Here is a 25963-nt window from a genome sequence, read left to right on the forward strand (position 1 = left end):
TGCGGGTTAAGAGCGAGTAGCCTGCCGCAGCGTTTCGGATAGCGCGGCGCAGGTACGTTCGATTTCCGCGGGCGTAAGCGTCGGATGGACCAGGAACATCAGACTGGTTTCCCCCAGTTCCACGGCATGAGGCAGCCGGCGCGCCGGGCGATAGTCCGTTCCGTCGAAGGCTTTTTCCAGATAAACCTCCGAGCAGGAACCTTGGTAGCAGGGAACGCCTTTTTCGGTCAAGGCTTGGACGATGGCGTCGCGTGTCCATCCATCCGCCAGTTGCTCCGGGTTGACGAACAGGTAGTGTTTATACGCTGCGTGGTCGACGTGGTCCGGCACCTGGGGGATGCGCACGCAAGCGTAGGGGCGGGCTGCCGTGTTGATTTGCGCGGCGTAAGCCTGGCGCTGTTTGCTCCAATCGGCCAGCCGGCGCAGCTGGATCCGGCCGATGGCCCCTTGCATTTCGATCATTCGCCAATTGGTGCCGAAGGAGTCGTGCACCCACCGGAATCCCGGGGGATGTTGCCGTTCGTACACCGCTTCCCACGATTTGCCGTGGTCCTTGTATGCCCACATCCTGGACCACAGCGCGCGGTCGTTGGTCGTGACCATGCCGCCTTCGCCGCCCGTGGTCATGATCTTGTCCTGGCAAAACGACCAGGCTCCGATGTGGCCGATGCTACCGACCGGGCGGCCTTTGTACTTGGCTCCGTGGGCCTGCGCGCAATCCTCGATCACGAAGAAGCCTTTTTCCTCGGCCAGGGCCATGATCGGGTCCATCTCGCACGGCCAGCCTGCCAGGTGCACGCAAATCACGGCGCGGGTATTGGGAGTCAGGACTTCGCGGATGCTTTCAGCGGTGATGTTCTGGCTGTCCAGGTCGACGTCGGCGAATATCGGGCGCGCGCCGGCGCTGACGATGCTCGAGGCCGAAGCCAGGAAGGTGCGCGGGGTGACGATTACATCGTCGCCAGGGCCGATATCCAGCGCTTTCAAGGCCAGATCCAGCGCTACGGTTCCGTTGGCCAGCGCAATGGCATGCTCCGTATGGCACCACGCCGCGAATTCCTTTTCGAATTCCCGGCATTCCTGCCCGGTCCAGTAATTGACCTTGTTGGACAGCAGCACCCGCTTGACGGCTTCCGCCTCTTCTTCGGTGAAGGAAGGCCAGGGGGAGAAGGGGGTATTCAGCATGTTGGCGTGGTCCTGTTCAAATCTTTGGCCGGGTTGCCCGCTGCGGTGATTCCGTCCGGCTGGGGGCTGACGACGACGGCGCCCACGCCTATCACGGCATGGGCGCCTATGGATATTTGCTGGCGGATGCCGGCGTTGGCGCCTATCCAGCTGCAGGCGCCCACGGTAACGCCGCCCGCCAGATTGGCACCGGGGCTGATGTGGACGCCGTCGGCTACCTGGCAGTCATGGTCCACGGTGGCGGCGGTGTTGACGATGCAGGCTTGCCCGATCCGGGCGCCTATGTTGACCACGGCACCGGCGAACACGACGCTGCCCGGGCCCACGCTAGCATGGCGGCTGATTGTGGCGCGCGGATGAATGACGGTGGCCAGGTTGGCGCCCGCGGCGGCCAGCGTGTCTGTATTGGACAGCCGCACGCGGTTGGCACCTATGCCGACCACGACGCCGTCGAATTCCCGGCACTGCTGGAGCAGGGCCGCCAGGTTTCCCACGATGGCCCAGGGTCCGCTACTTTTCCGCTCCGGCCAGGCGTCGTCGAAGAAGACGATTTCCTGCCATTCACCGCCGGCCTCGGCCGCATCCGCCACCACGCGGCCATGGCCACCCGCGCCCAAGATGGCGAGTCGTTTCATGGGTTGTTGCCTCGAAAGCGTTCCATCGTGGCTTGACCATCGGCGCTGATGCCTTCGCGCACCAGCACCTTGCGCACGGTCATCCACAGGATCTTCACGTCCAGCCACAGCGAGCGGTTGTCCACGTACCAGACGTCCAGCTCGAATTTCTGCGGCCACGACAGGGCGTTGCGGCCGTTCACCTGAGCCCAGCCGGTCACGCCGGGGCGGACTTCATGGCGGCGCTGCTGGCGTTGGTCATACAAGGGCAGATATTCCATCAGCAGCGGGCGGGGGCCGACCAGGCTCATGTCGCCGCGCAAGACGTTCCAGAGCTCGGGCAGTTCATCTAGGCTGGTGCTGCGCAGGCGTTTGCCGAACGGGGTCAGGCGCTGATCGTCCGGCAGCGGCTGGCCATCGGGACCCGTCGCATCGCGCATGGAGCGGAACTTGATCATCTGGAAGGGCTTGCCGTTCAGGCCTGGGCGGACCTGGCGGAAGAATACCGGCGAGCCCAGCTTCCGCCGGATCGCGACGCACAACACCAGGATGACCGGGCTGAGAATAAGTAGGGCGATTGTCGCCAGGATGATGTCGAATGCGCGTTTTGCCATGAAAAAGGGCCTTCGGAACGAAGGCTTGTGGGTACGGTTACGGTTCAGTATAGAGAGGCTTACGCCGGATGGCCGACGGCGACGTCTCGTTCGCCCTTGTACGAGGCCAGTGGGGTCCGCGCGGCTTTGCCCTCTCGCTCGCCGAGGAGGCTGGCGGGCTCGTTTTGGCCGGCTGGCCTATCGCTCAGCAGCGAATAGGGCGTGTATTCGGGCACCAGCTTCTGCAAGGCCATGCGGATGTCCAGGGCGGATCCACTCTTGCAGGCGGTGTGCAAGCCCTCCAGCAGGGATTCCAGTTGGCCCAGCGTCAGGTAGTGTTCGCGCGAGCACAGGATGCGAGGATGGTCGCTGGGAATGGTGTCCCCGCCTATCAGCAGTTCCTCGTACAGCTTTTCCCCCGGCCGCAGGCCTACCACCTTGATTTCGATATGGCCGTTGGGGCTGTCCGCGTTTTTCTCGGTCAGGCCCGACATCTGGATCATGGTTCGGGCGAGATCGATGATCTTGACGGGTTCGCCCATGTCCAGCACGAAGACTTCGCCGCCGCGCGCCATGGCACCGGCCTGGATGACGAGCTGGGCCGCTTCCGGGATCAGCATGAAGTAGCGGGTGACGTCGGCATGGGTGACGGTGATGGGGCCGCCGCGCTGGATCTGGTTGCGGAACAGCGGGACCACCGAGCCGGACGAGCCCAGCACGTTGCCGAAGCGCACCATGCTGAATACAGTGCGGTTGTTGGGCCGCAGGGCGAAGGCCTGGAAGATCAGTTCGGCGCAGCGCTTGCTGGCGCCCATGACGTTGGGCGGGCGCACCGCCTTGTCGGTGGAGATCAGGACGCAGGTCTCGATGTTGTTCTGGGCGGCGGCCATGGCCACGGACCAGGTGCCCAGCACGTTGTTGCGTATCCCGGCCGCCATGTTGTTTTCCACCAGCGGCACGTGCTTGTAGGCGGCGGCATGGTAGATGGTGTCGACACGGTGTTCGCGCACGATGCGGCTGACCAGTTCGGTGTCGCATACGCTGCCCATGTAGGCTGACAGCTGGGTGGCGGGGAAGCGCTCGCGCAGCTCGTGCTCGATGGCGTACAGCGCGTATTCGGAATGGTCCAGGATGACGAGGTGGGCGGGCTTCTGCGACTCGATCTGGCGGCACAGCTCGCTGCCTATGGATCCGCCGGCGCCTGTTACCAGCACCGATTTGCCGGTTACGCATTTGGAGAACAGATCGCGCCGGGGGGGGACCGGCTTGCGGCCCAGCAGGTCTTCGACCTGGATTTCGCGGATGGCGCTTTCCAGTACCTTGCCTTCCACCATTTCCGCCATGGTGGGCAGGGTGCGGACGGGAATGCCCAGGCTGGACAGACGGCTGACGATGGTGCGCCGGCGTTCGGGCGATGCCGACGGAATCGCCAGGATGATCTGCTGGAGTTCGTGCTTGCGGACGATATCGTTGAGCCGGCTCAGCGGGTAGACGCGCAGGCCGCCCACGTGCCGGTTGGCCAGGCGCTTGTCGTCGTCGAAGAAGCAGATGGGCGTGTAGGCGTGGCTGGTGCGCATGGCGACAGCCAGTTGGAAGCCAGCCTCCCCGGCGCCATAAATGGCGACACGGGGCGCCACGATGTGCTGGCGCAGCGGCGTGCGCAGCAGATGGCGCGCGCCGAAGCGGGAAATGACGACGTACGAGAAGGCGATGAACCAGTAGATCAGCAGCGTGCTGCGCGGCGGCGCCGGCATATTGAACAGTACGCATGCGATATAGGTGCCGACAGCCAAGGCAGCCAGGCCGATACCCGTGGAGCGCAGCATGGAAATATCCATGTAGCGCACCACGTTGCGATACAGGCCGCACAGGTAGAAAACGGGAATCGTGGCCAGCGCCATGATAATCGGTGCGCTGATGCCGTATCGCTGCAGGGTGACCGCATCGCCCAGCCGAAGATAGAACGCCGCGATCAGGCTGGCCGGAAGGGCGATGGCGTCCGCGATCACCATGACCGCGATCTTTTGCGGCCGGGAAAGGGAAAGAAGAAAGTCGCGTAGTTTCGTCTGCATGATTACCTTGTACCAATCCGATCGCGGGTGACGAATCTGGCCCCCGGGGGATACACACCCCTTCGTGACTCATTCCCCATCGACTGCCCGGCAGGAAGACAGTTGGCACTCGGTAGTGCGGCGGCGGTATTCTGGTTGGCGCGCCGAATTGCGGCAATCCCCGATTTGAGGGATTGCGGAAAGCCGGAGCACGGTCTTTCCAGCGAATTCAGGACGGTCTGAAAGATTAGCATGTCGCGATGCGCCTATCGTAAAAGCTTGCAAAAAGATTGCATCAGTTTGTGCATGCGCGAAATAGGCAATCTCATTTTTGAGAAATGCAAAACGTAGCGATCATTTGCCGGTTGCCGTGATTGCTCCGCCGATTTCCTGCTCCTCTCGTTATAGGCCGCGCGGTTGGGCGAGCCCGGATTCGTAATATCTATGCATATATTGCGAATCCCAGGCGTTGGAATGACGATCAAGCCAGGCTGGTGGCCAGCCGGTCCACGCATCGGACCGCCAGCATTTCTTCGTCCGCCTCCACCATCAGGCGCAGCTTGGGCTCGGTGCCGGAAGGGCGGATCAGGACCCGGCCGCGGCCTTGCAGCGTGGCGGAAACCTCCCGGTAGGCCGCGGCCAGGCCGGGATGGGATTCCCATTCCAGGTCGGGTTGCAGCTTCACGTTCACGAGTTTCTGCGGCAGCAGGTGCAGTTCCGAGGTCAGGGCCGGCAGGCCCTTGCCGCTGCGGCGTATGGCGGCCATGACCTGGAGGGCGGCGATGACGCCGTCGCCGGTTGAGTGGCGGTCCAGGCACAGGATGTGGCCGGAGCTTTCGCCGCCGAACAGCCAGCCCTTGTCCTGCAGGGCTTGCATCACGTTTTTGTCGCCAACCGGGGTGCGGACGAAGGGAACGTCCAGGTCGGCCATGCGTCGTTCGAACGCGTAGTTGGTCATGACGGTGCCGGCCACGCCGGCCACCGGGCCTTGCGTCATGCGGTCGCGCACGATCACATAGAGCAGTTCGTCGCCGTTGTACATGCGGCCGCTGGCATCGACCATTTGCAGCCGGTCGGCGTCGCCGTCCAGGGCCACGCCCAGATCCGCGCGGTGTTCCTTGACCTTTTCGGCCAGGGTTTCCGGATGGGTGGCGCCCACTTTTTCATTGATGTTGAAGCCGTTGGGCTCGCAACCGATGGTGATGACCGTGGCGCCCAGTTCCCGGAAGACGTTGGGCGCGATGTGGTAGGCGGCGCCGTGGGCGGCGTCGACCACGATCCGCAGGCCGCTCAGGTCCATTTCCGGGGGGAAGCTGGCCTTGCAGAATTCGATGTAGCGGCCGGCGGCGTCGTCCAGGCGCTTGACCCGGCCCAGTCCTTCGGAGGGCGTGCAGCCCATGGGCTGGTCCAGCGCGGCTTCGATGGCCTGTTCGGTTTGGTCGGGGAATTTGCTGCCCTGGGCCGAGAAGAACTTGATGCCGTTGTCGTCGAAGGGGTTGTGCGAGGCGCTGATGACGATGCCGGCGGACAGGCGCAGCGCGCGGGTCAGGTAGGCGACGGCCGGGGTGGGAATGGGGCCGGCCAGGACGACGTCCACACCGGCGGCGGAAAGGCCGGCTTCCAGGGCGGATTCGAGCATGTAGCCGGAAATGCGGGTGTCCTTGCCGATCAGGACGGACGGACGATGTCCGCGCGGGGCCTGGGCCAGGAGGACCTGGCCGGCGGCGTGGCCCAGGCGCAGGGCGAAGGCGGGATTGATGACCGCTCCGCCTACTTTGCCCCGGATGCCGTCGGTGCCGAAATATTTAACTTGTGTTGCAGCCATGATTTCTTCCGTGCGTTCTTATTGCCTCATGCTTCTTTGCTTGTTCGACGAGGAAAGCGACGCCTGGCGTTCCTTTTTATCGGAGCACCGGTAGAGACAGGCCGCCATGATTCCCCACTACGGCTTTTATGGAAATCTGCCGTTTAGCCAACGCAAGCCACACGGACGACAGCATAGGCGGGGAAGTGTGACACTCCACTTCCGCTATGTAACAAAATACGGGAGATGGTCCCTAGAATGGGGTAATGCCCAGGGGGTCGCGCACCGGGCCCCCAGGTATCGCAGCGCTTACAATTTGTTACGCTGTTTAACTAATGTTCGAAGTTTTGCGGTCTTTGCCCATCTGGGAAAGTCCTGATGCTGGAGTCATTCCCTGGATCGGTGCAGGACCAGCCAGCGGGGGGTGCGAAAGCGCACGATCGCTGTATACAGCCAAGTATAGACAGCGATGAAGATCGTGAGACATAGCATTAACACTAGGCCTCGATCCCAGAACACGGTGGCCGGGACGATGGCGACCAGGCTGAGTGCCCACAGGTAGGGGGACGTGACGGCGTTGCGCTGGGTCAGCAGCCGCGCGTTGCGGGTGCCGATGGCCCACCGGATCACCCGCTTGTAGATCAGCATGTGCAGATGGACCCCATCCGGCATGCTGGGGGACATGCCTCGGAGATATTTCTTTCGATATATGGAGAATAGCGTTTCGAAGATGGGATAGATGAACAGCAGCGCGGGATACCAGGCCGAGACCACGGGATTGCGGACCACCAGCAGGATGCCCAGTTCGGCCAGCATGAAGCCCAGGAAATAGGCGCCGCCGTCGCCCAGGAAAATCAGGCCGTAGGGATAGTTCCAGACCAGAAAGCCCAGGATGGCGCCGATCATCAGGAGCGAGCCGCCCAGGATCAGGGGATCACCGACCTTGAAGGCGACGTAGCCCAGCGAGGCGAACATGGCCAGGGCCGCGGCGGCGGCCAGGCCATTGAAGCCGTCGATGATGTTGACCGCGTTGACCATCGCGCCCACGCACAGGATCGCGGCCAGGCCGCCGACCACCGGGATGGCCAGCCAGGCATCGGCCATGGGGATGTCGATGCGGGTGACGGTGGCCTGCAGCAAGACGGCGGCCAGGGCGGCGCCGGCGAACGCGCAAAGCAGGCGGACGGTGGGGCTGATGCGCTTGGTGAAGTCTTCCGCCAGTCCGATTCCGAACACCACGGCCGAACACAGCAGCAGCAAGGCAAGGTCGATGGCCAGGGGGAAGTCGCGCGAGGTCAGGGCGGCGACCGCCACCGTACAGCCCCCGACGATGCCCAGGCCGCCGATCCGGGGCACGGGCCGGACGTGGAATTTCTGGACGCCGTCCAGGTCGTGGTCCGCCGCGGCGCTGTCGCGGTTGGCGAAGCGCACGATAAGCATGGTCACGAGTAGGGAAACAATGAAACTGATCGTCAGATTGAGCATGCATGCTCGCCGCGGGTGAACGCCGGTCCGTTGCCGGCGCAAAGGATTGTTTAGCCTGTTATTTGTATATCCGACAGCCCGGGCGTGTCACGCGACTCCAGGTATCGCCTGGTATCGCATAATTATCGTCCCGTTACGCCGGGTTACGTCATACAAGAAAACAGGGTTTTCGTGCCTCAACTTCATCTATAGTCCCAGTGAACTTTCCGGGATATGCACCGGACTATATCGCCTGGAAGGGCGGTGCATGGACATCAAAATAAGTAAGTGAGTGCTGATTGCTCGGTTCGCCCATGGCTGGCGGGCGCATCGCACCACTACGGCCCATCAAACGAATCTGAATCAGGAGCATCCCGTGGGGACCAACGTCTCATCTTCACCCGCCGACATCGCCGCTTCCGCCTTCAAGGCCTATGACATCCGTGGCGTGGTCCCGTCGCCGCTCAGCCCGGAATTCGCCCGCCGCCTGGGCGCGGCGCTGGCGCTGGAAGCGCACCGGGCCGGCGTGCGGCAGGTGGTGGTCGGCCGCGACGGCCGGCTGAGCGGGCCGGATCTGGCGCAGGCGCTGCAGGCCGGCCTGATGGCGGGCGGCATCGACGTGCTGGACGTGGGCATGGTGCCGACGCCGCTGGTCTATTACGCGGCCAACGTCAGCGGCACGGGGTCGGGCGTGGCGATTACCGGCAGCCACAATCCGCCGCAGTACAACGGGTTCAAGATGATGATGGCGGGCACGACGCTGTACGGCGATGCCATTACCGCGCTGCGCGAGCCCATGGTGAAGAATGCCGGCGGGGATGCGGCCACGACCGGTTCCCGCAAGGAATGGGATGCCGTGCCGGAGTACCTGCAGCGCATCGTGGGCGACGTGAAGCTGGCCCGCAAGATGAAGATCGCGGTGGATGCGGGCAACGGCGTGGCCGGCCCGGTGGCGGTGCAGTTGTTCAAGGCGCTGGGCTGCGAGGTGGTGGAGCTGTATTGCGACGTGGACGGGACCTTCCCCAACCACCATCCGGATCCCGCCGATCCGCACAATCTGGAAGACCTGGTCCGCTGCCTGGCCGAGACCGATTGCGAGATCGGCCTGGCCTTCGACGGCGACGGCGACCGCCTGGGCGTGGTGACGAAGTCGGGGCAGATCATCTGGCCCGATCGGCAGCTGATCCTGTTCGCGCGCGACGTGCTGTCGCGCAATCCGGGCGCCGAGATCATCTATGACGTCAAGTGCAGCCGCTACGTGGCCCAGGAAGTGAAGGCCGCGGGCGGCAAGCCGCTGATGTGGAAGACCGGGCATTCGCTGGTCAAGGCCAAGCTGAAGGAGACCGGCGCGCCGCTGGCGGGCGAGATGAGCGGGCATATCTTCTTCAAGGAACGCTGGTACGGTTTCGACGATGGCCTGTATACCGGCGCGCGGCTGCTGGAGATCGTGTCGCGCTCGGACAACCCTTCGGCGGTGCTGGAAGCCCTGCCGCAGGCCAAGTCCACGCCCGAACTGAAGATGGAGACCGCCGAGGGCGAGCAGTTCGAGGTGGTCAAGCGCCTGCAGGAGCAAGGGCAGTTCACCGGTGCGCGCGAGGTGATCACGATTGATGGCGTGCGGGTGGAATACGCGGACGGCTTCGGGCTGGCCCGCGCCTCGAACACGACGCCGGTGGTGGTGCTGCGTTTCGAGGCGGACGACGATGCCGCGCTGGCGCGCATCCAGCAGGATTTCCGTACGCAGTTGCTGCGCGTCGCTCCCGACGCCAAGCTGCCGTTCTAAGGAGGAGAGGGCATGCAGGAAGGGGTTCCCGCCTATCTGGCGTCCGTTGCGCCGTTGGCCGAGACGGCCGAATGGCGCGCCTTCGTCGAGGCCGCCCATCGGGCGGATCGCCGGGCGGGCACGCTGCGGGTGGTGGAGGCGGCCGGTCTGTCGGTGGACCTGAGTACCCAGGCGCAGTCCGACGAACTGTCGGCCGCGGGCGCATCGCTGCTGGCCGCCCGTGATTTCGAGGCCTCGCGGGCGCGCCTGCTGGAAGGCGGCATCGCCAATTGCACGGAAAACCGCGCCGCCTGGCATACCGCCCTGCGCGCGGAAGAGCCGCCCGGGCGGGTGGCGGGCCGGGTGCTGGCCGAGCGCGACCGTGTGCGGGCCTTCGTGCGCCATGTGGATGCGGAAGGGCGCTATGACAGCGTGGTGCATATCGGCATAGGCGGCAGCGACTGGGGCCCCAAGCTGGTGGTGGCCGCGCTGGGCTATGCGGGTACGCGCAGGCAGATGCGCTTCGTCTCCAACATCGATGGGCATGCCATCGAGGCGGGCCTGATCGGGCTGGACCCCAGGCGCACGCTGGTGGTGGTGTCGTCCAAGTCGTTCGGCACGACCGAAACCCTGCACAACGCCGATTGCGCGCTGCGCTGGCTGCGCGAGGCAGGCATCGCCGACCCATGGTCGCAGGTGGTGGCCGTGACGGCCAATCCCGACGCGGCGCGGGACATGGGCGTGGCGCCCGAGCGCATCTTCACGTTCTGGGACTGGGCCGGGGGCCGTTATTCGGTCTGGTCGGCCATCGGCTTGCCGATCGCGCTGGCCTTGGGCGCCGAGGCGCTGGACGGGCTGCTGCAGGGGGCGGCCGCGATGGACGTCCATTTCTCGACCGCGCCGCTGGCCGCGAATGCGCCGGTGCAGCTGGCCCTGGCGGGGCTGGCCAATCGCAACGCGTTCGGCTATGCCTCGCTGAACATCGCGCCCTACGACGCGCGGCTGGTCCATCTCGTGCCCTATCTGCAGCAATTGGAGATGGAGTCGCTGGGCAAGTCGGTCGACCTCGGGGGCCGGCCGGTCACGGTGCCGACCGGGCCCGTGGTCTGGGGCATGCCGGGCACCGACGGCCAGCACACGTTCTTCCAGTGGCTGCACCAGGGGCCGGAAGGCGCTCCGGTGGATTTCATCATCTGCCGCGAGGCGGACCACCCCTACCCGGAACACCACCGGCTGCTGGTGGCCAATTGCCTGGCCCAGCGCGAGGCGCTGCTGCGCGGCAAGTCCGCGCCCGTGCTCGAGGCGGAGCTGGCGGCGAAGGAAAGCGACCCGGCGCGCGCGGCCTGGCTGGCGCGGCACAAGATGCATCCCGGCGGCCGGCCATCCACGCTGATCGTGTTGCCGCGCCTGAGCGCGCATGCGCTGGGGGCGTTGCTGGCGCTGTACGAACACAAGGTGTTCGTGCAGGGGCTGGTGTGGGGCATCAACCCCTACGATCAGTGGGGCGTCGAATACGGCAAGGTCCTGGCCACGGGCATCGCCCGGGAATTGGCCGGCAAGGGAGCAGCGGACGGACACGATGCGTCGACCGCGTATTGGGTGGCGCAGTGGGGCAACGGCGGGATGTAGGCAAGGCGCGCGCTTTTCGGCTATCGTGAAACCATTGTGTTGCGGGAGAGCGTATGAAACCCTCCGAAGCCCTGGCCTTGAACCGCGTCGCGATACGGCGTGTGGTCGAGTCTCATCGCGCCCGCAATGCTCGTGTATTCGGCTCCGTACTGCGCGGTAAGGATACGGATAGCAGCGACCTGGACATCCTCATCGATCCGACGCCGGAGACGACCCTATTTGACATCGGTGCGATCCGACACGAGTTGGGCAAGCTGTTGGGGGTGCCAGTGGATGTTCTCACTCCCAACGCGCTGCCAGATCGTTTCCGGGCCAAGGTGCTCGCGGAGGCTCGCCCGGTATGACTCTTGACCAGCAACGCTTGGTCGACTATCTCACGCATATCGTAGAAGCCATCGAACGCATCAACTACTACACCGGCGGCATGGACGAGGGCACGTTCCTGCGCGACCAACTCGTGCAGGATGCGGTGATTCGCAATTTCGAGATCATCGGCGAGGCCAGTAACAACATCGAGAAGCGCTATCCCGAATTTGCAGCGGCGCATCCGGAACTGCCTTTGTCGTTCGCCTACCAGATGCGCAACGCTCTTGCCCACGGCTATTTCAAGGTCGATTTTGAGATCGTCTGGAAGACGATCCAGCGCAGTCTTCCTGGGTTATTCGTTCAAGTTCGGGAGGCCTTGGCCAGTATCACTGGCCCGGACATTGAAGGGATGGGGTCATGACCGCCCAGGTGGATCGCGTCCTTCTTGCCAGTTAAAACCCCTCCTTCCCCTCAATCCAGCAGCGCGGGATCCCAGGCGTGGACGACCTGTCGCTGTTCGCCCAGGCCGGGAATGCCCAGCGTGACGACGTCGCCCGCCTTGAGGTAGACCGGGGGCTTCTGTCCCAGCCCGACGCCGGGCGGCGTGCCCGTGGCGATCAGGTCGCCGGGTTCGAGCGTGGTGAAGCGGCTGATGTAGCTGACCAGGAAATCCACGCCGAAGACCATGTTGCGCGTGCTGCCGTCCTGGCGGCGTTTGCCGTTCACGTCCAGCCATAGGCGCAAGTCCTGCGGGTCCGGGACTTCGTCGGCCGTTACCAGCCACGGGCCGATCGGGCCGAAGGTGTCGCAGCCTTTGCCCTTGTCCCACTGGCCGCAGCGTTCGAGTTGGTATTCGCGTTCCGAGACGTCGTTGATGACGCAGAAGCCTGCGATATGCCGGCGGGCGTCCGCGGGTTCGACGTAGCGGGCGCGCGTGCCGATGACGATGCCCAATTCGATTTCCCAATCGGTCTTGGTGGAGTCGCGTGGCATGACGATGGGGTCGTCGGGACCCTGGATGCAGCTATTCCATTTGGCGAACAGCACTGGTTCCTGGGGAACGGGCTGGTTGGACTCGGCCGCGTGATCGCTGTAGTTCAGCCCGACGCAGATGAATTTCCCCGTGCCGAGGTAGGGCGCGCCCAGTCGCGTTCCGGTCGGAACGATGGGCAGATGCTCGGTGTCCAGCGCACGCAGGCGGTCGAGCTCGGCGGGGGACAGGGTGGCGTGGGTGATGTCGTCCAGGTGCGAGGACAGGTCGCGCATCGCGCCGCGCGCATCCACGAGGCCGGGTTTTTGTGGCCCTTGGGGCCATGGCGTAGAAGTTTCATGGGTGATGGATGATGGGTTGTGCCGGTGCCGTCAAAGCGAGACGCGCGGGATATGGGCCTGTTCGATGACACCTGCCCATTTGCGGATTTCCTGGCGCGTCTTGTCTTCCAGTTCCTGTGGCGTGGAACTGGCGGCGATGGCGCCTTGCGCGTTCAGCTTTTCCTTGACGGCGGTATCCGCCAGGGCAAGAGCGGTTTCGCGGGCGAGGCGATCGATGATGGCTCGCGGCAGGCCCGCGGGACCTACCAGGGCGGTCCAGGTGTAGGCCTCGAAGCCGGCCATGCCCGATTCGACGAAGGTGGGGACGTCGGGAAGCGACGACAGCCGCTGGTCGGCGCCGACCGCAAGCGCACGGATCTTGCCGCTCTTGATGTGCTGGTAGGAGGCGAGCGCATTGTCGAACATCACGGAAACCTGTCCGCTGATCAGGTCGGCCAAGGCCAGGCTGCTGCCCTTGTACGGGACATGCACGATGTCCAGGCCCTGCTGGCTCTTGAGCAGTTCCATCGTCAGGTTGGGCGGGGAGCCCACGCCGGGCGACGCGTAGTTCAGCTTGCCCGGGTTGGCCTTTACCCATCGTATGAACTCCGCCAGGTTTCTGGCGGGAACCGAGGGATGTACGTTCAACACCAGCGGCAGGATGGACGTGAGCGAGATCTGCGCGAAATCCTTCAGCGGATCGTAGGGCATGCGTTCGAACAGACTGATGTTGACCGCATGCGGGCCGTTGCCCGTCAGAAGCAGGGTATAGCCGTCCGCGGGCGCCCGGGCCGCGGCTTCCTGGCCGATGATGCCCGAAGCGCCGGCCCGGTTGTCGACGATGAAGCTCTGGCCCAGTGACGCGGACAGCCGGTCGGCCAGGATGCGGGCGATGATGTCGGTCGCGCCGCCGGCGGGGAAGGGGACGATCATGCGTACCGGCCGGTTGGGCCAGTTGTCTTCCTTGGCGTGCGCGGCTTGCATGGCGGGGGCGATGGCCGCGGCAGCCGTCAGCCCGAGCAGAGTTCGGCGTTTCATGATGGCGGTTTCCTTGGTGGTTCCGGCGCGGGTCCGCGTCAGTGCCCGGCAGGGCGGTAGAACGGCGCATCGCCCTGGATCGTCGTACGCCGCATCAGCCGGCGATAGGTATTGTCGAAGTCGGTGGCCCGATGCATGGTCGACCGGTTGTCCCAGAAGACGAGATCGCCCGGCTGCCATTTGTGGCGATACACGAAGGCGGGTTGGGTGGCGAAGTCGCTCAGCTCCACGACCAGGCGCCGGCCGGCATCGTCGTCCATGCCTTCGATGCTGCGGGTCAGGCCTTCGCCGACGTACAGCGCCTGCCGGCCCGTGGAGGGATGGGTGCGTACCAGCGGATGCGCGACGGGCGGCGTCTTGGCTTCTTCGGCCGGCGTGAGCGGCGTGCGGTGGGACAGATAGGTGCGGTAGTGCCAGGGGTAGTCGTGGACGCCGCGCAGCCCGGCCAGCCGCTGCCGCTCTTCGGCGGGAAGGGCGTCGTGGGCGGCGAACATGCTGGCGAACTCCGTATCCGCGCCTTGCGGCGGGCATTCCACCCCGTACAGCAGCGAGCCCATGCTTGGACGGGGCAGGAACGACATGTCGGAATGCCAGAGCATGCCCGCGCGGTCGGCGCCGATCTTCTCCCCTTTCTCGTTGGTGATGTTGGAAAGAATGGTGACTTCCGGGCAATCGGCCATGTTGAAGCGATTGACCACGTGGCCGATCAGCGGACCGAAGTGCGCGCTGAAGTCGCGGTGAGCGACGGGGGGCAGGTCCTGGTCCCGGAAGATCACCACGCCGTGCTGCTCCCAGGCGTCGCGGATGTCCGCGACGGCGTCGGCGGGGATCGGCCGGGAAAGATCGACGCCCTCGATCTGGGCGCCGATGTGCTCGGTGAGCTTGCGGACGGTAAGGCCGCTGGCGGTGCGATAGCTGTCTGCAAGAGTCGTCTGATCCATCATGTCTCCTCGTTTTGTTTAATTGTCGACAATAGATGACCGTGATGTCAATTCAGGGGTTTTTACTGATAAAAATACATTCTGATTCGTTATGGTGTCTTGTCGACAGCGAGTCCGGCGTACAGCGCCGTCAGGTGGCGAGCACGTTCAACGCATAGGCCAGGTTGTCCTGGACCAGTTTCTGGCCGCAAAGATTGGCGCCGGCATGGTCTTGCCTGCGCAGCGCTTCGAGCAACCCGCGCCAGTTGTCCAGCGACTGTTCGCGGCGAGTGGCGGAGGACAGGCCGAGATTGGTGTAGCGGGCGATCTGCAGCGACATTTGGTTCAGCATGCTGGCCAGTTTCCTGTTGCCGCAGTGTTCGCAGATCAGCCGGGCCATGCTGGCGGACAGCGCGGCGTGCTCCAGCGCGCGCGCCTGTTCGTCGGCGCCTTCGAGCGTGGACATGCGGGCCAGCGTATCGTCCAGGCGGCGCAGGTGGGCCTCGGTGCGGGACCGGGCGAAAAGATCGCACGCGACGCCCAGCAGCGCGGCACGGATCTGGTAGATCTCGACCATTTCATCGTGGCTGAGCGCGGTGACCTTGGCGCCGTGGCGGGGCTGGATGGACACCACGCCGTCGCGTTCAAGGATGCGGAACGCTTCGCGCACGCTGCTGCGGCTGACCCCGAAATAACCCGCGAGCGGGATTTCGCGCAGGCTGGCGCCGGGCGCGATCTCGTTCTTCATGATCGCTTCGGCGATGGCTTCGGCGACCTGTTCAGGCAGGCTCGTGAGATTGGGGGGAGACCGTAGCAGCAGGGAGTCGAGAGCCATGAAGCGGTTGCTTGTTGGAGAAGAAGGTGGGCAGACTGTGCGGGCAGTCTGCCTGGGTATTGTCCAATAAATCGGCACCGGCGTGGCCGGCCGAAGCTGTGGTTCCTATTCGAGTCGACCCCGGCAATTGAGTGCCGGTCCTTCCCTCCGGTTAAAATCCGCCCTTTCCACGCAGCCGGTTTCTCGCCGGCTTCCGTCCGTGCCCCGTATTCTCCTCGTCAAGACCTCGTCCATGGGCGACATCGTCCATGCGCTGCCCGCCGTCTCCGATATCGTCCGCCACATGCCGGACGCGCAGATCGACTGGGTGGCCGAAGAGGCATTCGCCGCCATCCCCGCGCTGCATCCGCGGCTGAACGCCGTCATTCCCGTGGCGCTGCGCCGTTGGCGCAAGGCCTGGTGGTCGGCGTCGGTAAGGGCCGAGCGGGCGGCCTTTCGCAAGCGGCTGCTCGAGCATCGGTATGACGCCGTGATCGACATGCAGGGGCTCTGGAAATCGGCGATGGTGGCGCGCATGGCGAACGGGCCGCTGCATGGTTGCGACCTGCGCTCGGCGCGCGATCCCTTCGCGTCTTTTTTCTATCAGTATCGCTACCGGGTGGTGTTCGAGCAGTCGGCGGTGGTGCGCATGCGGGAACTGGCCGCCTTTGCGCTGGGATACGAGCTGGCTGGGCCGCCGGATTTCGGTATCCGCGCCGAGCCGCCCACGGGCCTGCCCGCGCGCTACGCCGCGATCATGCCGTCGGCCAGCCGGCCGACCAAGCTGTGGGCCGAGACGTCGTGGCGTACGGTGCTGGAGCGGCTGGCGGTGGCGGGGCAGGCGCCGCTGGTGTTTGCCGGTACCGAAGACGAGGCGGCCCGGGCGCAGCGCCTGATCGCCGGTATTCCCGGTGCCCGGGCGCTGCCGCGCATGGGGCTGGCCGAGGTGGCCGGCGTACTGGCGGGCGCATCGGTGGTGGTGGGGCTGGACAGCGGGCTGACGCACCTGGCCGGCGCGCTGGGGCGGCCCACCATTGGCATCTACGCCGACTACGATCCGGCGCTGGCGCCGGTGACCGGCTCGGCCTATACGGCCAGCCTGGGCGGGCGGGGGACGCCGCCTTCGTGCGAACAGGTGCTGGCGGCCATCGGGCAGGCGCTGCCGGCCGTGCCGGGAGTGGCGCGTTGATGCGGGGCGCGGTGCTGCAGGCCGTGTATTCGTCGTTGTGGCGGCTGGCCACGCCTTTCCTGCTGTGGCGCATCTGGCGCCGGGCGCGGCGCGAGCCGGTGTACGGCGTCCATCCGGCCCAGCGTTTCGGTTTCTATGGCAGCGGCCGGCATGCGCCGGCGCGCGGCGGTTTCCGCGCCGCGCCGGTCTGGGTGCATGCGGTCAGCCTGGGCGAGACGCGCGCGGCGCAGCCGCTGGTCCGGGCGCTGCTGGACCGTGGCCTGCCGGTGCTGCTGACCCACATGACGGCCACCGGCCGCACCGAGGGGGCGCGCCTGTTCGAGCAGGACATCGTGCAGGGCCGGTTGCGGCAGGTCTGGCTGCCCTATGACATGCCGGGGGCCGTGCACCGCTTCTACCGGTATTTCGCGCCGCGCTGCGGTCTGCTGGTCGAGACCGAGGTCTGGCCCAACCTGGTAGCCGGCGCGCGGCGCTACGCGGTGCCGATCGCCCTGGTCAGCGCGCGGTTGTCGGCTTCGTCGGCGCGCAAGACGCTGCGGGTGGCCAGCCTGGCGCGCCGCACCTACGGCCGCCTGGATGCCGTGTTGGCGCAGACCCGGGCCGACGCCGAGCGGCTGCGCCAGGTGGGCGCGCGCGATCCGCAGGTGGTGGGCAATCTGAAGTTCGACCTGCAACTGCCCTACGACCTGATGCAGGCCGGCGCCGCCTGGCGCCAGCGCCTGGGCCGGCCCGTCATCGCCTGGGCCAGCACGCGCGAGGGCGAGGAAGAGGCCATCCTGGCGGCCCTGCGCGACATGCCCCGCACGCAGGGAGGGCTGGCGCCGCTGGCCGTGCTGATCCCCCGGCATCCCCAGCGGTTCGACGAGGTGGCCGCCATGGTGCTGGCCTCGGGGCTGTCCATGCGGCGCCGTTCGTCCATGTCCGGCATGCCGTTCGGTTCGGTCGACCCGGACACCGCGGTGCTGCTGGGCGACAGCCTGGGCGAGATGCCTTTCTATTACACCGCCGCCGACGTGGCCATCGTGGGGGGCAGCTTCGCGCCGCTGGGCGGGCAGAACCTGATCGAAGCCGCCGCCTGTGGCGTGCCGGTCATCGTCGGTCCGCATACCTTCAATTTCGCACAAGCTTCCGAAGATGCGATCGAGGCCGGCGCCGCGTTGCGCGCGGACAGCGCCCAGGCGGCCTGGCGGCTCGCGCAGGAACTGATCGACGACGAGGACCGCCGCGCTGGCATGCGCGCCGCCGCGGGCCGGTTCAGCGCCACGCACACCGGCGCGACGCAGCGGGTGATGCGGGCGGTGGGGCCCTGGCTGGGGTGAGCGCCTAGCGGCTTTGCAGTCCCGCCGCCGCCTCTTCCAGGCACGCGATCATCAGTTCCGCCCCGGGCGTCAGCCCCCGGTTCCGATTCCACAGCACACCGCGCGGCCGCATCAGGTGCGGGAAGCTTAGCGGCAGCACCGTCAGCGGCTCCGACGCGTCGGCCGCGACGGCCCCGGCCATGACGGCGATCGCGTCGGTGACGTGCAGGTAGGCGCGCGCCAGGTGCGTGGACAGGGTCTCGACGTAGTTGTTCGGCAGCGTCATGCCGTGTTCCTCCAGCGTGCGTTCCAGCGGCGCGCGCAGGATGCTGCCCGCCGGCGGCAGGATCCACGGGTAGGGTTGCAGGTCGGACCATTTCAGGCGCCGGCGCCGGGCCAGCGGGTGCTGGTGCCGCGTCATGAGCTGCACGGGGTCCTCCAGCAGTTCCCTTTCCTCGAAGCCGTCGGCGGCGCTGCGCAAGGGCAGCCGGCCGACCACGAGGTCGACGCGGCCCTGCCAGAGTTCGGGCAGCAGGGTCTGGGCGGTGCCTTCGGTGACCAGCACGTTGGTGTGGGGCGAGCGCTGCTTGAGGATGGCGATGGCCTGAGGAAGCAGCATGGAGGTGGCGGCGGGGAAGGCGCCGATGTGGATCTTGCCCACCGCGCCCGAGCTGAGCGAGTTCAGTTCGTCGCGTGCCTGGTGCAGTTCGGTCAGCAGGGTGCGGGCATGGCGCACCAGGCATTCGCCGTAGGCCGTGGGACGCAGGCCCTGGGCGGTGCGGGTGAACAGTTCCAGGCCCAGGCCCTTTTCCAGTTCGGCCAGGGCCTTGGAGACCGCGGGCACGGTGACGTGCGAGCTTTCGGCCACCTGCTTGAGATTGCCGTGGTCGTGCAGCGCGGTGATGAGTCGGAGGTGGCGTGCCTTCAAGTTGATCTGGAGATACCAGTCGATCTGCGTCATGCCGCCTCCAGGGGAAAGGTCTGTTGCCGGTTGTTCGAGCCGGGCGATTTTACTCAACCGGCCCGCGCGTGCCGCTCAGGCTCGGCCTAACCGGAAGTTAAGGAAAAGTTGGCGCGGCTACCGGCGTTGCCGCCGCCCGGGAGCCCCGAACGAAGCCTGCCCCTTGATGTCGGCCGCCACGGCTTCCACGTGGCGCACGAGCGCTGCGGCCTCGGGCGAGAGGGGGCGCAGCGCCGAGTAGTACACCTCGGTCCAGAGCACGATGCGGGGCCGGAAGGGGCGCAGCACGATGTCCGAGAAGATGCCACCCGCGAGCAGCAGGGGGTTGATCAGGGCGATGCCGACCTGTTCGCGCACCAGGGCGCACGCCGCCAGCGAGTTCCTGGCCAGCACCGGTGCGCGCACGCGCACGCCGGATTCGTTGAGCGTGGCCTCGACCAGGATCGTGGTGGGCGAGTCGTCGGGCAGGGCGATCAGCGTTTCTCCCTGGAGATCGTCGGGCCGGACGAGCGCCCGGCCGGCCAGCCGGTGGCCGGGCGGCAGCGCCGCCACCAGGAGATCCTCGGATATCGTCCGCCGCTCGCATAGTTCGAGGTTGCTGGCCGACTGCGGCAGCGGCTGGTTGGTAACGCCCACGTCGATTTCCTGGTGGGCGACCAGTTCCAGCGTGTCGTGCGGCGTCTCGACCCGCAGGTCCACCTCCACGTCGGGCATCTCGCGCCGCAGCCTGCTGATGGCCTGGGGCACGATCGCGATCAGCGGCGGGGCGTGCGCGGCGATGGTCACCCGGCGCTGTTTTCCGCGCTCGAGTTCATAGGCCATGTCCAGGGCGAAATCCAGTTGCTGGGCCGCGCGGTTGGCATGGGGCAGCCATTGCCTGGCGGCGGCCGTGGGCCGCAGGCGCCCGCCGGAGCGGTCGAACAAGGCCACGCCCGTCTCGCGTTCCAGGAGCCGGAGGATCTTGCTGACCGCGGGCTCGGACACTCCGAGTTTGAGGGCGGCCTCGGACAGGCTGCGGCTTTTCATGACCGCCGCGAATACGCGCAGGTGGCGGCTGGTCAGGACGCGGGGCATGGAAGTTCGCCTTAACTGAAAGTTAAGTAAATGTAGGCAAAACCAGGCGGGGCGGCAACCTACACTGGCTTTCCCCCTACGCCCCGCGGCACCGGCCGCTGAACCAGGAGTCGCCATGCCCGCCCGACTGTTCGGCTTGTTCTTGCTCTGTATGTCCTTTTCCCTGGCCGCCCAGCCCTCGGCCTTTCCCAACCGACCGCTGAGCATCGTGGTCACGACGGCGGCCGGCGGATCGGTGGATGCCATTGCCCGGGCCATCGCCGCGGATCTGGGCAAGACGCTCGGACAGCCGGTCGTGGTCGAGAACCGGCCCGGCGCCAACGGCAACATCGCCGCCCAGCATGTGAAGACCTCGGCACCCGACGGCCATACGCTGCTGATGCTGAGTTCCAGCACGTTCACCCTCAATCCGTTCGTCCTGGAGCGCGTTCCCTTCAATCCCGAGAAGGACTTCGTTCCGGTGGCGATGACGGCCGGGCTCAACATGGTGCTGGTGGTCGCGCCCGGCGCCAAGGCGGCCACGCTCAAGGAACTGGTTGCAGCCATGAAGGCGCGGCCCGGGGAACTGAATTACGGGTCGTCCGGCAATGGGTCGCTGCCTCAGGTCGCGGCGGAACTGCTGGCCATACGGACCGGCACCCGCGCGACCCACGTTCCCTACAAGGGCATCGCGCCGGCCTTGAACGACCTGCTGGCGGGCCAGATCGATTTCATGTTCGACTCCGGTACCGCGATGTCCCACATCCAGGCCGGCAAGCTGCGCGCGCTGGCCGTGATCGGCCCCAACCGGCTGCCTATTTTCCCGGACGTGCCGACGTTCAAGGAAGCCGGCGTCGACGGCATGGAGGTGGCCGCCGGCTGGCACGGCATCTTCGCGCCGGCCGGCACGGATGCGGCCATCGTCGATCAGCTCAATGCCGAGATCAACAAGAGCCTGCGATCGGCCGCCATGCGGGAAAGAATGAACGGCATGGGGTTCGAGAGCGTCGCGTTGCCGGCCGCCGAACTCGGGCGCGCGCTGCGCCAGGACTTGCAACGCCTGGGACCGATCGTGAAACAGGCCGGCATCACCGCCTATTGAGCCGGAACGGAACGCTTCACCATGAATCGCGACGCCCGCGCCCCGTTGGTGCTCATTCCCGGCCTGCTCTGCAACGAGGTGCTGTGGGAGCCGCAGCGGATCGGCCTGCGCGGCCGCGCCGACATCTGGATCCCTGACCTGTCGCGTGACGCCAGCCTGCCCGAGGCGGTGGAGCGGATGCTGGCCGACGTCCCGTTCGAGCGGTTCGCGCTGGCCGGGCTGTCGATGGGCGGCTACCTGGCGGCGCTTGCCGCCTTGCAGGCTCCCCATCGCGTCCAGCGGCTGGCCCTGTTGAACACGCGTGCCCATGCCCAGGAGACCGAAGCGGGGCGCCTGCGCCGTACCGCCCAGATCGAACTGGCCCGCCGGGACTTCGCGGCGCTGGTGGAGCAACTGCTGCCGGCCTTGCTGCGCCCGCAAGCCCTGCGGGACGAAACCCTGGCGCAGGTCGTCCGCGACATGTCCCTGTCATTGGGCGCCGAGGTGTTCATCCGCCAGCAGGAGGCCAACATGAACCGGCCGCCCATTGCCCACAGGCTGGCGCACATCGCCTGCCCGACCTGGGTCATCGGTGGCGACCAGGATGCCATTGCACCGCAGGAAAGCCAGCATGCCCTGGCCCGGGCCATCGCGGGTTCCCATCCGTGCATGCTGCGCGACTGCGGGCATCTGTCCACGCTGGAGCACCCCGGTGTGGTTACCCGATTGCTTGGGCAGTGGCTCGACAGCCCGAGCCTTCCCTCTCGACTCTACCAAGGAGCAACACCATGACGTCCCTTTCCCCGGCGCCTGCGGCCGACCTGAGCATCGAACAGATCGGCCAGCGCCAGGTGGCGCGTTTCCGCGACCGCAAGCCCGACTGGGAAGCGTTCGAGGACGCGAAGCTCGACGGCTTCCGGCGCGCCCAGCATCGCTTCATCGGGGCGGGCGGATCCGCCAAGCATGGCGATCCCAGCGCCATTCCGCCGCTGGGCTTCACCCTGAGCGTCATGTTCGTGCCGCCCGGCCAGGGCAATGCCGCCCATACCCACGAAGTGGAAGAAGTGTTCTTCGTGCTGCAGGGCTTTCTGGACGTCTTCCTGGAGGACGAGGCCGGCAACCGGTTCGAGACCCGCCTGGGGCCGTGGGAGTGCGTTTCCTGCCCGCCGGGCGTCATGCACGGCTATCTGAACGCAAGCCTGGAGCCGGTCTATTTCCAGGTGATGCTGGGCAAGTCCCGCCCCGGCGCGCTGAACTACCAGGATGAAGCCCTGCGCGCCGCGGTGGCGGTCAATCCAGCGCGCCGGTGACGTCGTCGAACAATTCGTCCACCGCGAACCGGCGCGGAATGATCTTCTGCTCGTACGACCACTCGATGGCCATCTCCAGGCCCTTGCGGTTGGCCTCCAGGCCCAGCGGGGGCAGGGTCTCGAGCGCGGCGGCGGGAGCGAGCGCGCGGCTTTCACGGATCATCCGATAGATCTCGCGCACGGCCTCGGGATGCCGGCGCGTGACGTCCTGGTGGACGGCGAAGACGTGGTTGATGGGCACGACGCCTTCGCGCTGGTACCAGGCGCGGGCGGCGGCGATGGGTTCGGGCACCAGGGTCTGCACGCGCGGATCCTTGGGCATGTCGTTGCCGAGGATGGCGGCGGCCAGTTCGCCGTTCAGCATCATGTCGGGAATCGAGGAACCCTTGGGCAGCATGTGGCAGTTGGGCGGGTCGCGGTACTCGGCCAGGTGGGATTCGTCCACGGTGTACCACTCGACCTTGTCGGGATCGACGCCGTATTCGTGCTGCAGGATGCCGCGCACCCACAGGCCGGTGGTCTGCGCATAGGTGCGCACACCCACCTTCTTTCCCTCGATGTCCTTGGGGTCGAGGTGGCCGAATTCCTTGTTGAAGCCTATGCAATGGTGCTGGAAGCGGCCGACCATGGGCGCGGGCAGGATCACGAACGGCTTGCCGTAGGCCTTGGCCTGGAGATAGGTGACGATGGCCAGTTCGCCAGCGTCGAAGGCGTTGTCGCGGATCATCGGCTTGAAGCCGTCGTGCGCGGTCTTGGGGCCGCAGAAATCGAGCTGGACGATGTCCGAGGCGACGCGGCCGTCCTTCATGGCCGCGGCCACGGGGGAGTCGGCCAGGTTGGTCTTCAGCGTGACGCGCGTGGCGGGTGTGGTGGGCATGGAGTCAGTCCTTCAGCACGGGGTAGAGCTTCTGCGCGGTGCCGGCCATGATCCAGTGCTGGTCGGCGGCGGGCAGGAAGGCGATGTAGTCCTTGAGCGCCTTGACGATGTCGGCCAGGCTGTCTTCGGCGGCGGGGAAGTTGGAGCCCCAGGCGATGCGGTCGGCGCCGAATTCCTGGACCACGCGGCCGAAGAAGGTCTCGGGCGTGGCCTTGCCGGCGTACGCGGACTCGGTGTTGCGGCTGCTGAGCTTGAGGTAGAGGTTCTTGAAGCGGGCCAGGTCGAACAGGTGCTGGGCGCCGGCATAGGGCGGGCCGCTGCTGATGTCCGGCTTCATCATGTGGTCGACGATGGCCAGGGTCTGGGGGAAGGCGGTCAGCAGCTTCTCCAGCGCCGGGATGGCGGCCTTGGTGATCTGCACGCACACGGGGATGCCCAGTTCGCCCGCCAGGCTCCAGGCGGGATGCAGGGCGGGGTCTTCCAGGGTAGGCGCCTGGCCCGGCATGGTGCTGCCGGTGGTGAAGATGCGCAGGCCCGCCAGGCCGCGTCCGGTCCAGTAGCGGATCTTCTGCGTGGCGTCGGGAGCCAGCATGTCGACCGAGTAGACGCCGGCAAAGCGCTTGGGCTGCGCGGCGATGGAATCGGCCACGTAGGAATTGTCGAAGCCGTAGGTGGTCGAGGAATGGACGATGGCGGCCTTGTCGATGCCGACGGCGTCCATGGCGGCGGCGTATTGTTCGAAGGTGGCCGGCCGCGTGGCGGACCAGCCCGAGCGTTCGCCGCCCAGCGGATCGAGCGGGTAGCGGGCGGTGTCGGGCGAGATGATGTGCGGATGAATGTCGATCAGGCGTGTGGTCATGGCGGTGTCGCGGAAATGATGGGTATGGAAGGGCCGGCTCAGGCGCCGACGTCGATGAACATGTCGTCGACGGCGTAGCGCTTCTTGAGCAGGCCCTGCTGGTGGCAGTAATTCATCATGGCCTCGATGGACGGCCGGTTGGCCTCGATGCCGTAGGGCAGGGGATCGCCCACGATGCGGCCCATGGCGCGGTAGTGATCGTCCTTGTCCGACACCGATTCGCCGGCGGCGAGCTGGCGCAGGTAAATGTTCTTCGAGGCCAGGAAGGCGTCGTACAGGGCCTTGCCCAGCCACGGATGCCGGGCCAGCACTTCGTCCTTGACGGTGATCAGGCCATGCACGGGATAGATGCCGGTCTTGCGGTACCACTCGGCTTCGAGCCGGTCGGCATCGGGGAACATCTCGAGGTATTCGGGCGGCTTGATGCGGCCGCCCGCCTGCCAGCCGTCGGCCGGCGCGCCGGCGCGGCCGATGCCGGCGTTGTCGGTGAACGCGGCGGAAAGGTAGCCGCTGGCCATCAGGTCCACCAGCGACTTGCCGTCCCTGGCCTGTTCGACGTTGGGCGGCAACTGCAGCGAGGAGACGTGTTCCTCGTCGTCCACCACCCAGGTGATGCGCGAGTTGTCGACGCCGTAGTCGTTGGTCAGGATGCCGCGCGTCCAGATGCCGGTGGTGACCGAGTAGGCGCGCACGCCCGCGCGCTTGCCTTCGAGGTCGCGCGGTTCGCGGATGCCGGCGTCGTCGCGGTAGACCAGGCCGGCATGGTGGAAGCGGCGGAAGATGAAGACGGGCAGCGCCTTGAACGGGGCGCCGGCTTCGCGGGCGATCATGTAGGTGGCGGGGGCCATTTCGCAGACGTCGAACTCGACGTCGCGCACCATGCGGCGGAAGGCCGCGATGATGGGTTTGATCTCGACGAAGTCCGGCTGGACGCCTTCGATGGGCACGTCGCCGCGCTTGAGCGCCGCGGTGTGGCCGTAGGTGGCGATGGCGATCTTCAGGGGGAGGGGTTGCTTGGATGTCATGGCTGCTGATTGGAGAGAAAACGGGAACGGTGCGGTGTGTCGGTTACCCCCAGGACGCCGCGGATCCGGCTTCGCCGGTCCGCCAGCGTCGCCCCCTGGGGGGCGCCCGAAGGGCGTAGGGGGGTCATATCTCGCTGTCGACGTAGACCAGGCCGGCGGCTTCGAGGCCCTGGCGCATGTTGGCCACGTCCAGCGACAGCTCGCCGGCCAGGTAGCGCTGGCGCGACTTTTCTTCCTTGGCGGTGCGCTGGCGCGCCAGTTCCAGCGTGCGGGCGATCTCCAGGCGCGGCACGACCACCACGCCGTCGTCGTCCGCCACGATGGCGTCGCCCGGGTTCACGTTCATGCCGGCGCACACCACCGGGAGGTTGACGTGGCCCAGCGTGGCCTTGACCGTGCCGCGCGCGGAGATGGCGCGCGACCAGACGGGAAAGCGCATTTCGGTCAGGGTGCGCACGTCCCGGCAGCCGGCGTCGATGACCACGCCCTGGATGCCGCGCGTCTTGAGCGAGGTGCAGATCAGGTCGCCGATCATGCCGTCGGTGTTCTCGCACATGACGCCGACCACCAGGATGTCGCCGGGCCGGCATTGTTCGATGGCCACGTGCAGCATCCAGTTGTCGCCCGGCGCGACCAGCGCGGTCACGGCGGACCCGGCGATGCTGGCGCCGGCATAGATGGGGCGCAGGTACGGCGCCATCAGGCCGGCGCGTCCCATGGCCTCGTGCACGGTGGCCACGCCGTGCGTGGCCAGCTCGGCGATAAGATCCTGCGGCCCGCGCGGGATGTTGCGTACGACGACGTTCTTCATGGTGCTCT

At 66.4% G+C, this 25963-nt stretch carries 24 protein-coding genes and 1 pseudogene; 9 read left to right on the top strand and 16 right to left on the bottom strand.

Features of this window, described 5'->3' with window-relative positions:
• Positions 1-6: 6 nt before the first annotated feature.
• The 6 genes from WKR98_RS10075 to WKR98_RS10100 form a co-directional block, all read right to left on the bottom strand.
• Positions 7-1185: a DegT/DnrJ/EryC1/StrS family aminotransferase gene (locus WKR98_RS10075; RefSeq protein WP_341432797.1), complete on the bottom strand. Its 1179-nt coding sequence runs from the start codon at positions 1183-1185 to the stop codon at positions 7-9.
• On the bottom strand, positions 1179-1820 hold the full coding sequence (locus tag WKR98_RS10080; protein WP_341432798.1) for an acetyltransferase: 642 nt from the start codon (positions 1818-1820) through the stop codon (positions 1179-1181). The genes WKR98_RS10075 and WKR98_RS10080 overlap by 7 nt, the downstream gene beginning before the upstream one ends.
• The gene (locus WKR98_RS10085; RefSeq protein ID WP_341432799.1) at positions 1817-2413 is read right to left on the bottom strand and encodes a sugar transferase; all 597 of its coding nucleotides are present in this window, start codon (positions 2411-2413) and stop codon (positions 1817-1819) included. The genes WKR98_RS10080 and WKR98_RS10085 overlap by 4 nt, the downstream gene beginning before the upstream one ends.
• Before the next feature lie 59 nt (positions 2414-2472).
• Positions 2473-4464: a polysaccharide biosynthesis protein gene (locus WKR98_RS10090; protein ID WP_341432800.1), complete on the bottom strand. Its 1992-nt coding sequence runs from the start codon at positions 4462-4464 to the stop codon at positions 2473-2475.
• A 460-nt stretch (positions 4465-4924) separates the two neighbouring features.
• Positions 4925-6268 carry a phosphoglucosamine mutase gene (gene glmM / locus WKR98_RS10095; RefSeq protein WP_341432801.1) on the bottom strand — a complete coding sequence of 448 codons (1344 nt, stop codon included), beginning with the start codon at positions 6266-6268 and terminating at the stop codon, positions 4925-4927.
• 366 nt (positions 6269-6634) lie between these two features.
• On the bottom strand, positions 6635-7732 hold the full coding sequence (locus tag WKR98_RS10100) for an MraY family glycosyltransferase (protein ID WP_124687981.1): 1098 nt from the start codon (positions 7730-7732) through the stop codon (positions 6635-6637).
• Positions 7733-8087: 355 nt separating this feature from the next.
• On the opposite strand from WKR98_RS10100, the gene WKR98_RS10105 reads away from it, so the two are divergent.
• Genes WKR98_RS10105 through WKR98_RS10120 form a run of 4 tightly spaced genes read left to right on the top strand, consistent with a single transcriptional unit; the run spans position 8088 to position 11829 of the window.
• Positions 8088-9494, top strand: coding sequence for a phosphomannomutase/phosphoglucomutase (locus WKR98_RS10105; RefSeq protein ID WP_341432802.1), 1407 nt, complete (start codon positions 8088-8090; stop codon positions 9492-9494).
• Positions 9495-9506: 12 nt separating this feature from the next.
• A complete protein-coding gene (gene pgi, locus WKR98_RS10110; RefSeq protein ID WP_341432803.1) occupies positions 9507-11102 on the top strand; it encodes a glucose-6-phosphate isomerase in 1596 nt (531 codons plus the stop codon).
• Between the two features lie 53 nt (positions 11103-11155).
• The gene (locus WKR98_RS10115) at positions 11156-11446 is read left to right on the top strand and encodes a nucleotidyltransferase family protein (RefSeq protein WP_087840889.1); all 291 of its coding nucleotides are present in this window, start codon (positions 11156-11158) and stop codon (positions 11444-11446) included.
• Positions 11443-11829: a HepT-like ribonuclease domain-containing protein gene (locus tag WKR98_RS10120; RefSeq protein ID WP_124687983.1), complete on the top strand. Its 387-nt coding sequence runs from the start codon at positions 11443-11445 to the stop codon at positions 11827-11829. The genes WKR98_RS10115 and WKR98_RS10120 overlap by 4 nt, the downstream gene beginning before the upstream one ends.
• A 50-nt stretch (positions 11830-11879) precedes the next feature.
• Here the strand turns inward: WKR98_RS10120 and WKR98_RS10125 are convergent.
• The 4 genes and pseudogenes from WKR98_RS10125 to WKR98_RS10140 all read right to left on the bottom strand — a co-directional run bounded on the left by WKR98_RS10125 (position 11880) and on the right by WKR98_RS10140 (position 15512).
• Positions 11880-12739, bottom strand: a pseudogene (locus WKR98_RS10125) (fumarylacetoacetate hydrolase family protein).
• A gap of 31 nt (positions 12740-12770) precedes the next feature.
• Positions 12771-13757: a Bug family tripartite tricarboxylate transporter substrate binding protein gene (locus tag WKR98_RS10130; RefSeq protein ID WP_341432804.1), complete on the bottom strand. Its 987-nt coding sequence runs from the start codon at positions 13755-13757 to the stop codon at positions 12771-12773.
• A gap of 38 nt (positions 13758-13795) precedes the next feature.
• Positions 13796-14698: a TauD/TfdA dioxygenase family protein gene (locus WKR98_RS10135; protein WP_341432805.1), complete on the bottom strand. Its 903-nt coding sequence runs from the start codon at positions 14696-14698 to the stop codon at positions 13796-13798.
• Between the two features lie 130 nt (positions 14699-14828).
• Positions 14829-15512, bottom strand: coding sequence for a GntR family transcriptional regulator (locus tag WKR98_RS10140; protein ID WP_124687987.1), 684 nt, complete (start codon positions 15510-15512; stop codon positions 14829-14831).
• Positions 15513-15744: 232 nt separating this feature from the next.
• Between WKR98_RS10140 and waaC the strand changes: the two genes are divergently transcribed.
• Positions 15745-16680 carry a lipopolysaccharide heptosyltransferase I gene (gene waaC, locus WKR98_RS10145; RefSeq protein ID WP_124692226.1) on the top strand — a complete coding sequence of 312 codons (936 nt, stop codon included), beginning with the start codon at positions 15745-15747 and terminating at the stop codon, positions 16678-16680.
• An 11-nt stretch (positions 16681-16691) separates the two neighbouring features.
• Entirely contained in the window at positions 16692-17999 is a 1308-nt protein-coding gene (locus tag WKR98_RS10150; protein WP_370283019.1) for a 3-deoxy-D-manno-octulosonic acid transferase, read from the top strand.
• A gap of 4 nt (positions 18000-18003) precedes the next feature.
• Here WKR98_RS10150 and WKR98_RS10155 read toward each other — a convergent pair whose 3' ends face one another.
• Both WKR98_RS10155 and WKR98_RS10160 read right to left on the bottom strand, forming a co-directional pair.
• Positions 18004-18939 carry a LysR substrate-binding domain-containing protein gene (locus WKR98_RS10155; protein WP_341432806.1) on the bottom strand — a complete coding sequence of 312 codons (936 nt, stop codon included), beginning with the start codon at positions 18937-18939 and terminating at the stop codon, positions 18004-18006.
• 117 nt (positions 18940-19056) lie between these two features.
• Positions 19057-20013, bottom strand: a complete 957-nt coding sequence (locus WKR98_RS10160) for a LysR family transcriptional regulator (protein ID WP_341432807.1) — start codon at positions 20011-20013, stop codon at positions 19057-19059.
• 115 nt (positions 20014-20128) lie between these two features.
• Here WKR98_RS10160 and WKR98_RS10165 point away from each other — a divergent pair, with 115 nt between their 5' ends.
• The 3 genes from WKR98_RS10165 to WKR98_RS10175 are packed head-to-tail and all read left to right on the top strand — an operon-like array spanning position 20129 to position 22383.
• A complete protein-coding gene (locus tag WKR98_RS10165; RefSeq protein ID WP_341432808.1) occupies positions 20129-21094 on the top strand; it encodes a Bug family tripartite tricarboxylate transporter substrate binding protein in 966 nt (321 codons plus the stop codon).
• Between the two features lie 21 nt (positions 21095-21115).
• The gene (locus tag WKR98_RS10170) at positions 21116-21865 is read left to right on the top strand and encodes an alpha/beta fold hydrolase (RefSeq protein WP_341432809.1); all 750 of its coding nucleotides are present in this window, start codon (positions 21116-21118) and stop codon (positions 21863-21865) included.
• Entirely contained in the window at positions 21862-22383 is a 522-nt protein-coding gene (locus tag WKR98_RS10175) for a cupin domain-containing protein (RefSeq protein WP_124687993.1), read from the top strand. Before WKR98_RS10170 ends, WKR98_RS10175 begins: the two co-directional genes overlap by 4 nt.
• On the opposite strand, the gene WKR98_RS10180 is transcribed toward WKR98_RS10175, so the two are convergent.
• The 4 genes from WKR98_RS10180 to WKR98_RS10195 all read right to left on the bottom strand — a co-directional run bounded on the left by WKR98_RS10180 (position 22364) and on the right by WKR98_RS10195 (position 25955).
• On the bottom strand, positions 22364-23260 hold the full coding sequence (locus tag WKR98_RS10180) for a phosphate ABC transporter substrate-binding protein (RefSeq protein ID WP_341432810.1): 897 nt from the start codon (positions 23258-23260) through the stop codon (positions 22364-22366). The genes WKR98_RS10175 and WKR98_RS10180 overlap by 20 nt on opposite strands.
• 4 nt (positions 23261-23264) lie before the next feature.
• On the bottom strand, positions 23265-24119 hold the full coding sequence (locus WKR98_RS10185; RefSeq protein ID WP_341432812.1) for an amidohydrolase family protein: 855 nt from the start codon (positions 24117-24119) through the stop codon (positions 23265-23267).
• A gap of 38 nt (positions 24120-24157) precedes the next feature.
• Positions 24158-25144, bottom strand: coding sequence for an ABC transporter substrate-binding protein (locus tag WKR98_RS10190; RefSeq protein WP_341432814.1), 987 nt, complete (start codon positions 25142-25144; stop codon positions 24158-24160).
• 124 nt (positions 25145-25268) lie between these two features.
• Entirely contained in the window at positions 25269-25955 is a 687-nt protein-coding gene (locus WKR98_RS10195; RefSeq protein WP_341432815.1) for a 4-carboxy-4-hydroxy-2-oxoadipate aldolase/oxaloacetate decarboxylase, read from the bottom strand.
• Positions 25956-25963: the final 8 nt, after the last annotated feature.

The organism is Pigmentiphaga sp. YJ18 (assembly GCF_038066655.1).
In the GTDB taxonomy this organism is placed as follows: domain Bacteria; phylum Pseudomonadota; class Gammaproteobacteria; order Burkholderiales; family Burkholderiaceae_B; genus Pigmentiphaga.

Excerpts from the sequence above, each read along its gene's own strand:
- WKR98_RS10075 (WP_341432797.1), bottom strand. The coding sequence starts at position 1,185 with ATGCTGAATACCCCCTTCTCCCCCTGGCCTTCCTTCACCGAAGAAGAG.
- WKR98_RS10160 (WP_341432807.1), bottom strand. The coding sequence starts at position 20,013 with ATGCCCCGCGTCCTGACCAGCCGCCACCTGCGCGTATTCGCGGCGGTC.
- pgi (WP_341432803.1), top strand. The coding sequence starts at position 9,507 with ATGCAGGAAGGGGTTCCCGCCTATCTGGCGTCCGTTGCGCCGTTGGCC.
- WKR98_RS10165 (WP_341432808.1), top strand. The coding sequence starts at position 20,129 with ATGCCCGCCCGACTGTTCGGCTTGTTCTTGCTCTGTATGTCCTTTTCC.
- WKR98_RS10120 (WP_124687983.1), top strand. The coding sequence starts at position 11,443 with ATGACTCTTGACCAGCAACGCTTGGTCGACTATCTCACGCATATCGTA.
- glmM (WP_341432801.1), bottom strand. The coding sequence starts at position 6,268 with ATGGCTGCAACACAAGTTAAATATTTCGGCACCGACGGCATCCGGGGC.
- WKR98_RS10085 (WP_341432799.1), bottom strand. The coding sequence starts at position 2,413 with ATGGCAAAACGCGCATTCGACATCATCCTGGCGACAATCGCCCTACTT.
- WKR98_RS10155 (WP_341432806.1), bottom strand. The coding sequence starts at position 18,939 with ATGACGCAGATCGACTGGTATCTCCAGATCAACTTGAAGGCACGCCAC.
- WKR98_RS10185 (WP_341432812.1), bottom strand. The coding sequence starts at position 24,119 with ATGACCACACGCCTGATCGACATTCATCCGCACATCATCTCGCCCGAC.
- WKR98_RS10140 (WP_124687987.1), bottom strand. The coding sequence starts at position 15,512 with ATGGCTCTCGACTCCCTGCTGCTACGGTCTCCCCCCAATCTCACGAGC.
- WKR98_RS10100 (WP_124687981.1), bottom strand. The coding sequence starts at position 7,732 with ATGCTCAATCTGACGATCAGTTTCATTGTTTCCCTACTCGTGACCATG.
- waaC (WP_124692226.1), top strand. The coding sequence starts at position 15,745 with ATGGGCGACATCGTCCATGCGCTGCCCGCCGTCTCCGATATCGTCCGC.
- WKR98_RS10090 (WP_341432800.1), bottom strand. The coding sequence starts at position 4,464 with ATGCAGACGAAACTACGCGACTTTCTTCTTTCCCTTTCCCGGCCGCAA.
- WKR98_RS10190 (WP_341432814.1), bottom strand. The coding sequence starts at position 25,144 with ATGACATCCAAGCAACCCCTCCCCCTGAAGATCGCCATCGCCACCTAC.
- WKR98_RS10170 (WP_341432809.1), top strand. The coding sequence starts at position 21,116 with ATGAATCGCGACGCCCGCGCCCCGTTGGTGCTCATTCCCGGCCTGCTC.
- WKR98_RS10195 (WP_341432815.1), bottom strand. The coding sequence starts at position 25,955 with ATGAAGAACGTCGTCGTACGCAACATCCCGCGCGGGCCGCAGGATCTT.
- WKR98_RS10115 (WP_087840889.1), top strand. The coding sequence starts at position 11,156 with ATGAAACCCTCCGAAGCCCTGGCCTTGAACCGCGTCGCGATACGGCGT.
- WKR98_RS10180 (WP_341432810.1), bottom strand. The coding sequence starts at position 23,260 with ATGCCCACCACACCCGCCACGCGCGTCACGCTGAAGACCAACCTGGCC.
- WKR98_RS10080 (WP_341432798.1), bottom strand. The coding sequence starts at position 1,820 with ATGAAACGACTCGCCATCTTGGGCGCGGGTGGCCATGGCCGCGTGGTG.
- WKR98_RS10175 (WP_124687993.1), top strand. The coding sequence starts at position 21,862 with ATGACGTCCCTTTCCCCGGCGCCTGCGGCCGACCTGAGCATCGAACAG.
- WKR98_RS10135 (WP_341432805.1), bottom strand. The coding sequence starts at position 14,698 with ATGGATCAGACGACTCTTGCAGACAGCTATCGCACCGCCAGCGGCCTT.
- WKR98_RS10130 (WP_341432804.1), bottom strand. The coding sequence starts at position 13,757 with ATGAAACGCCGAACTCTGCTCGGGCTGACGGCTGCCGCGGCCATCGCC.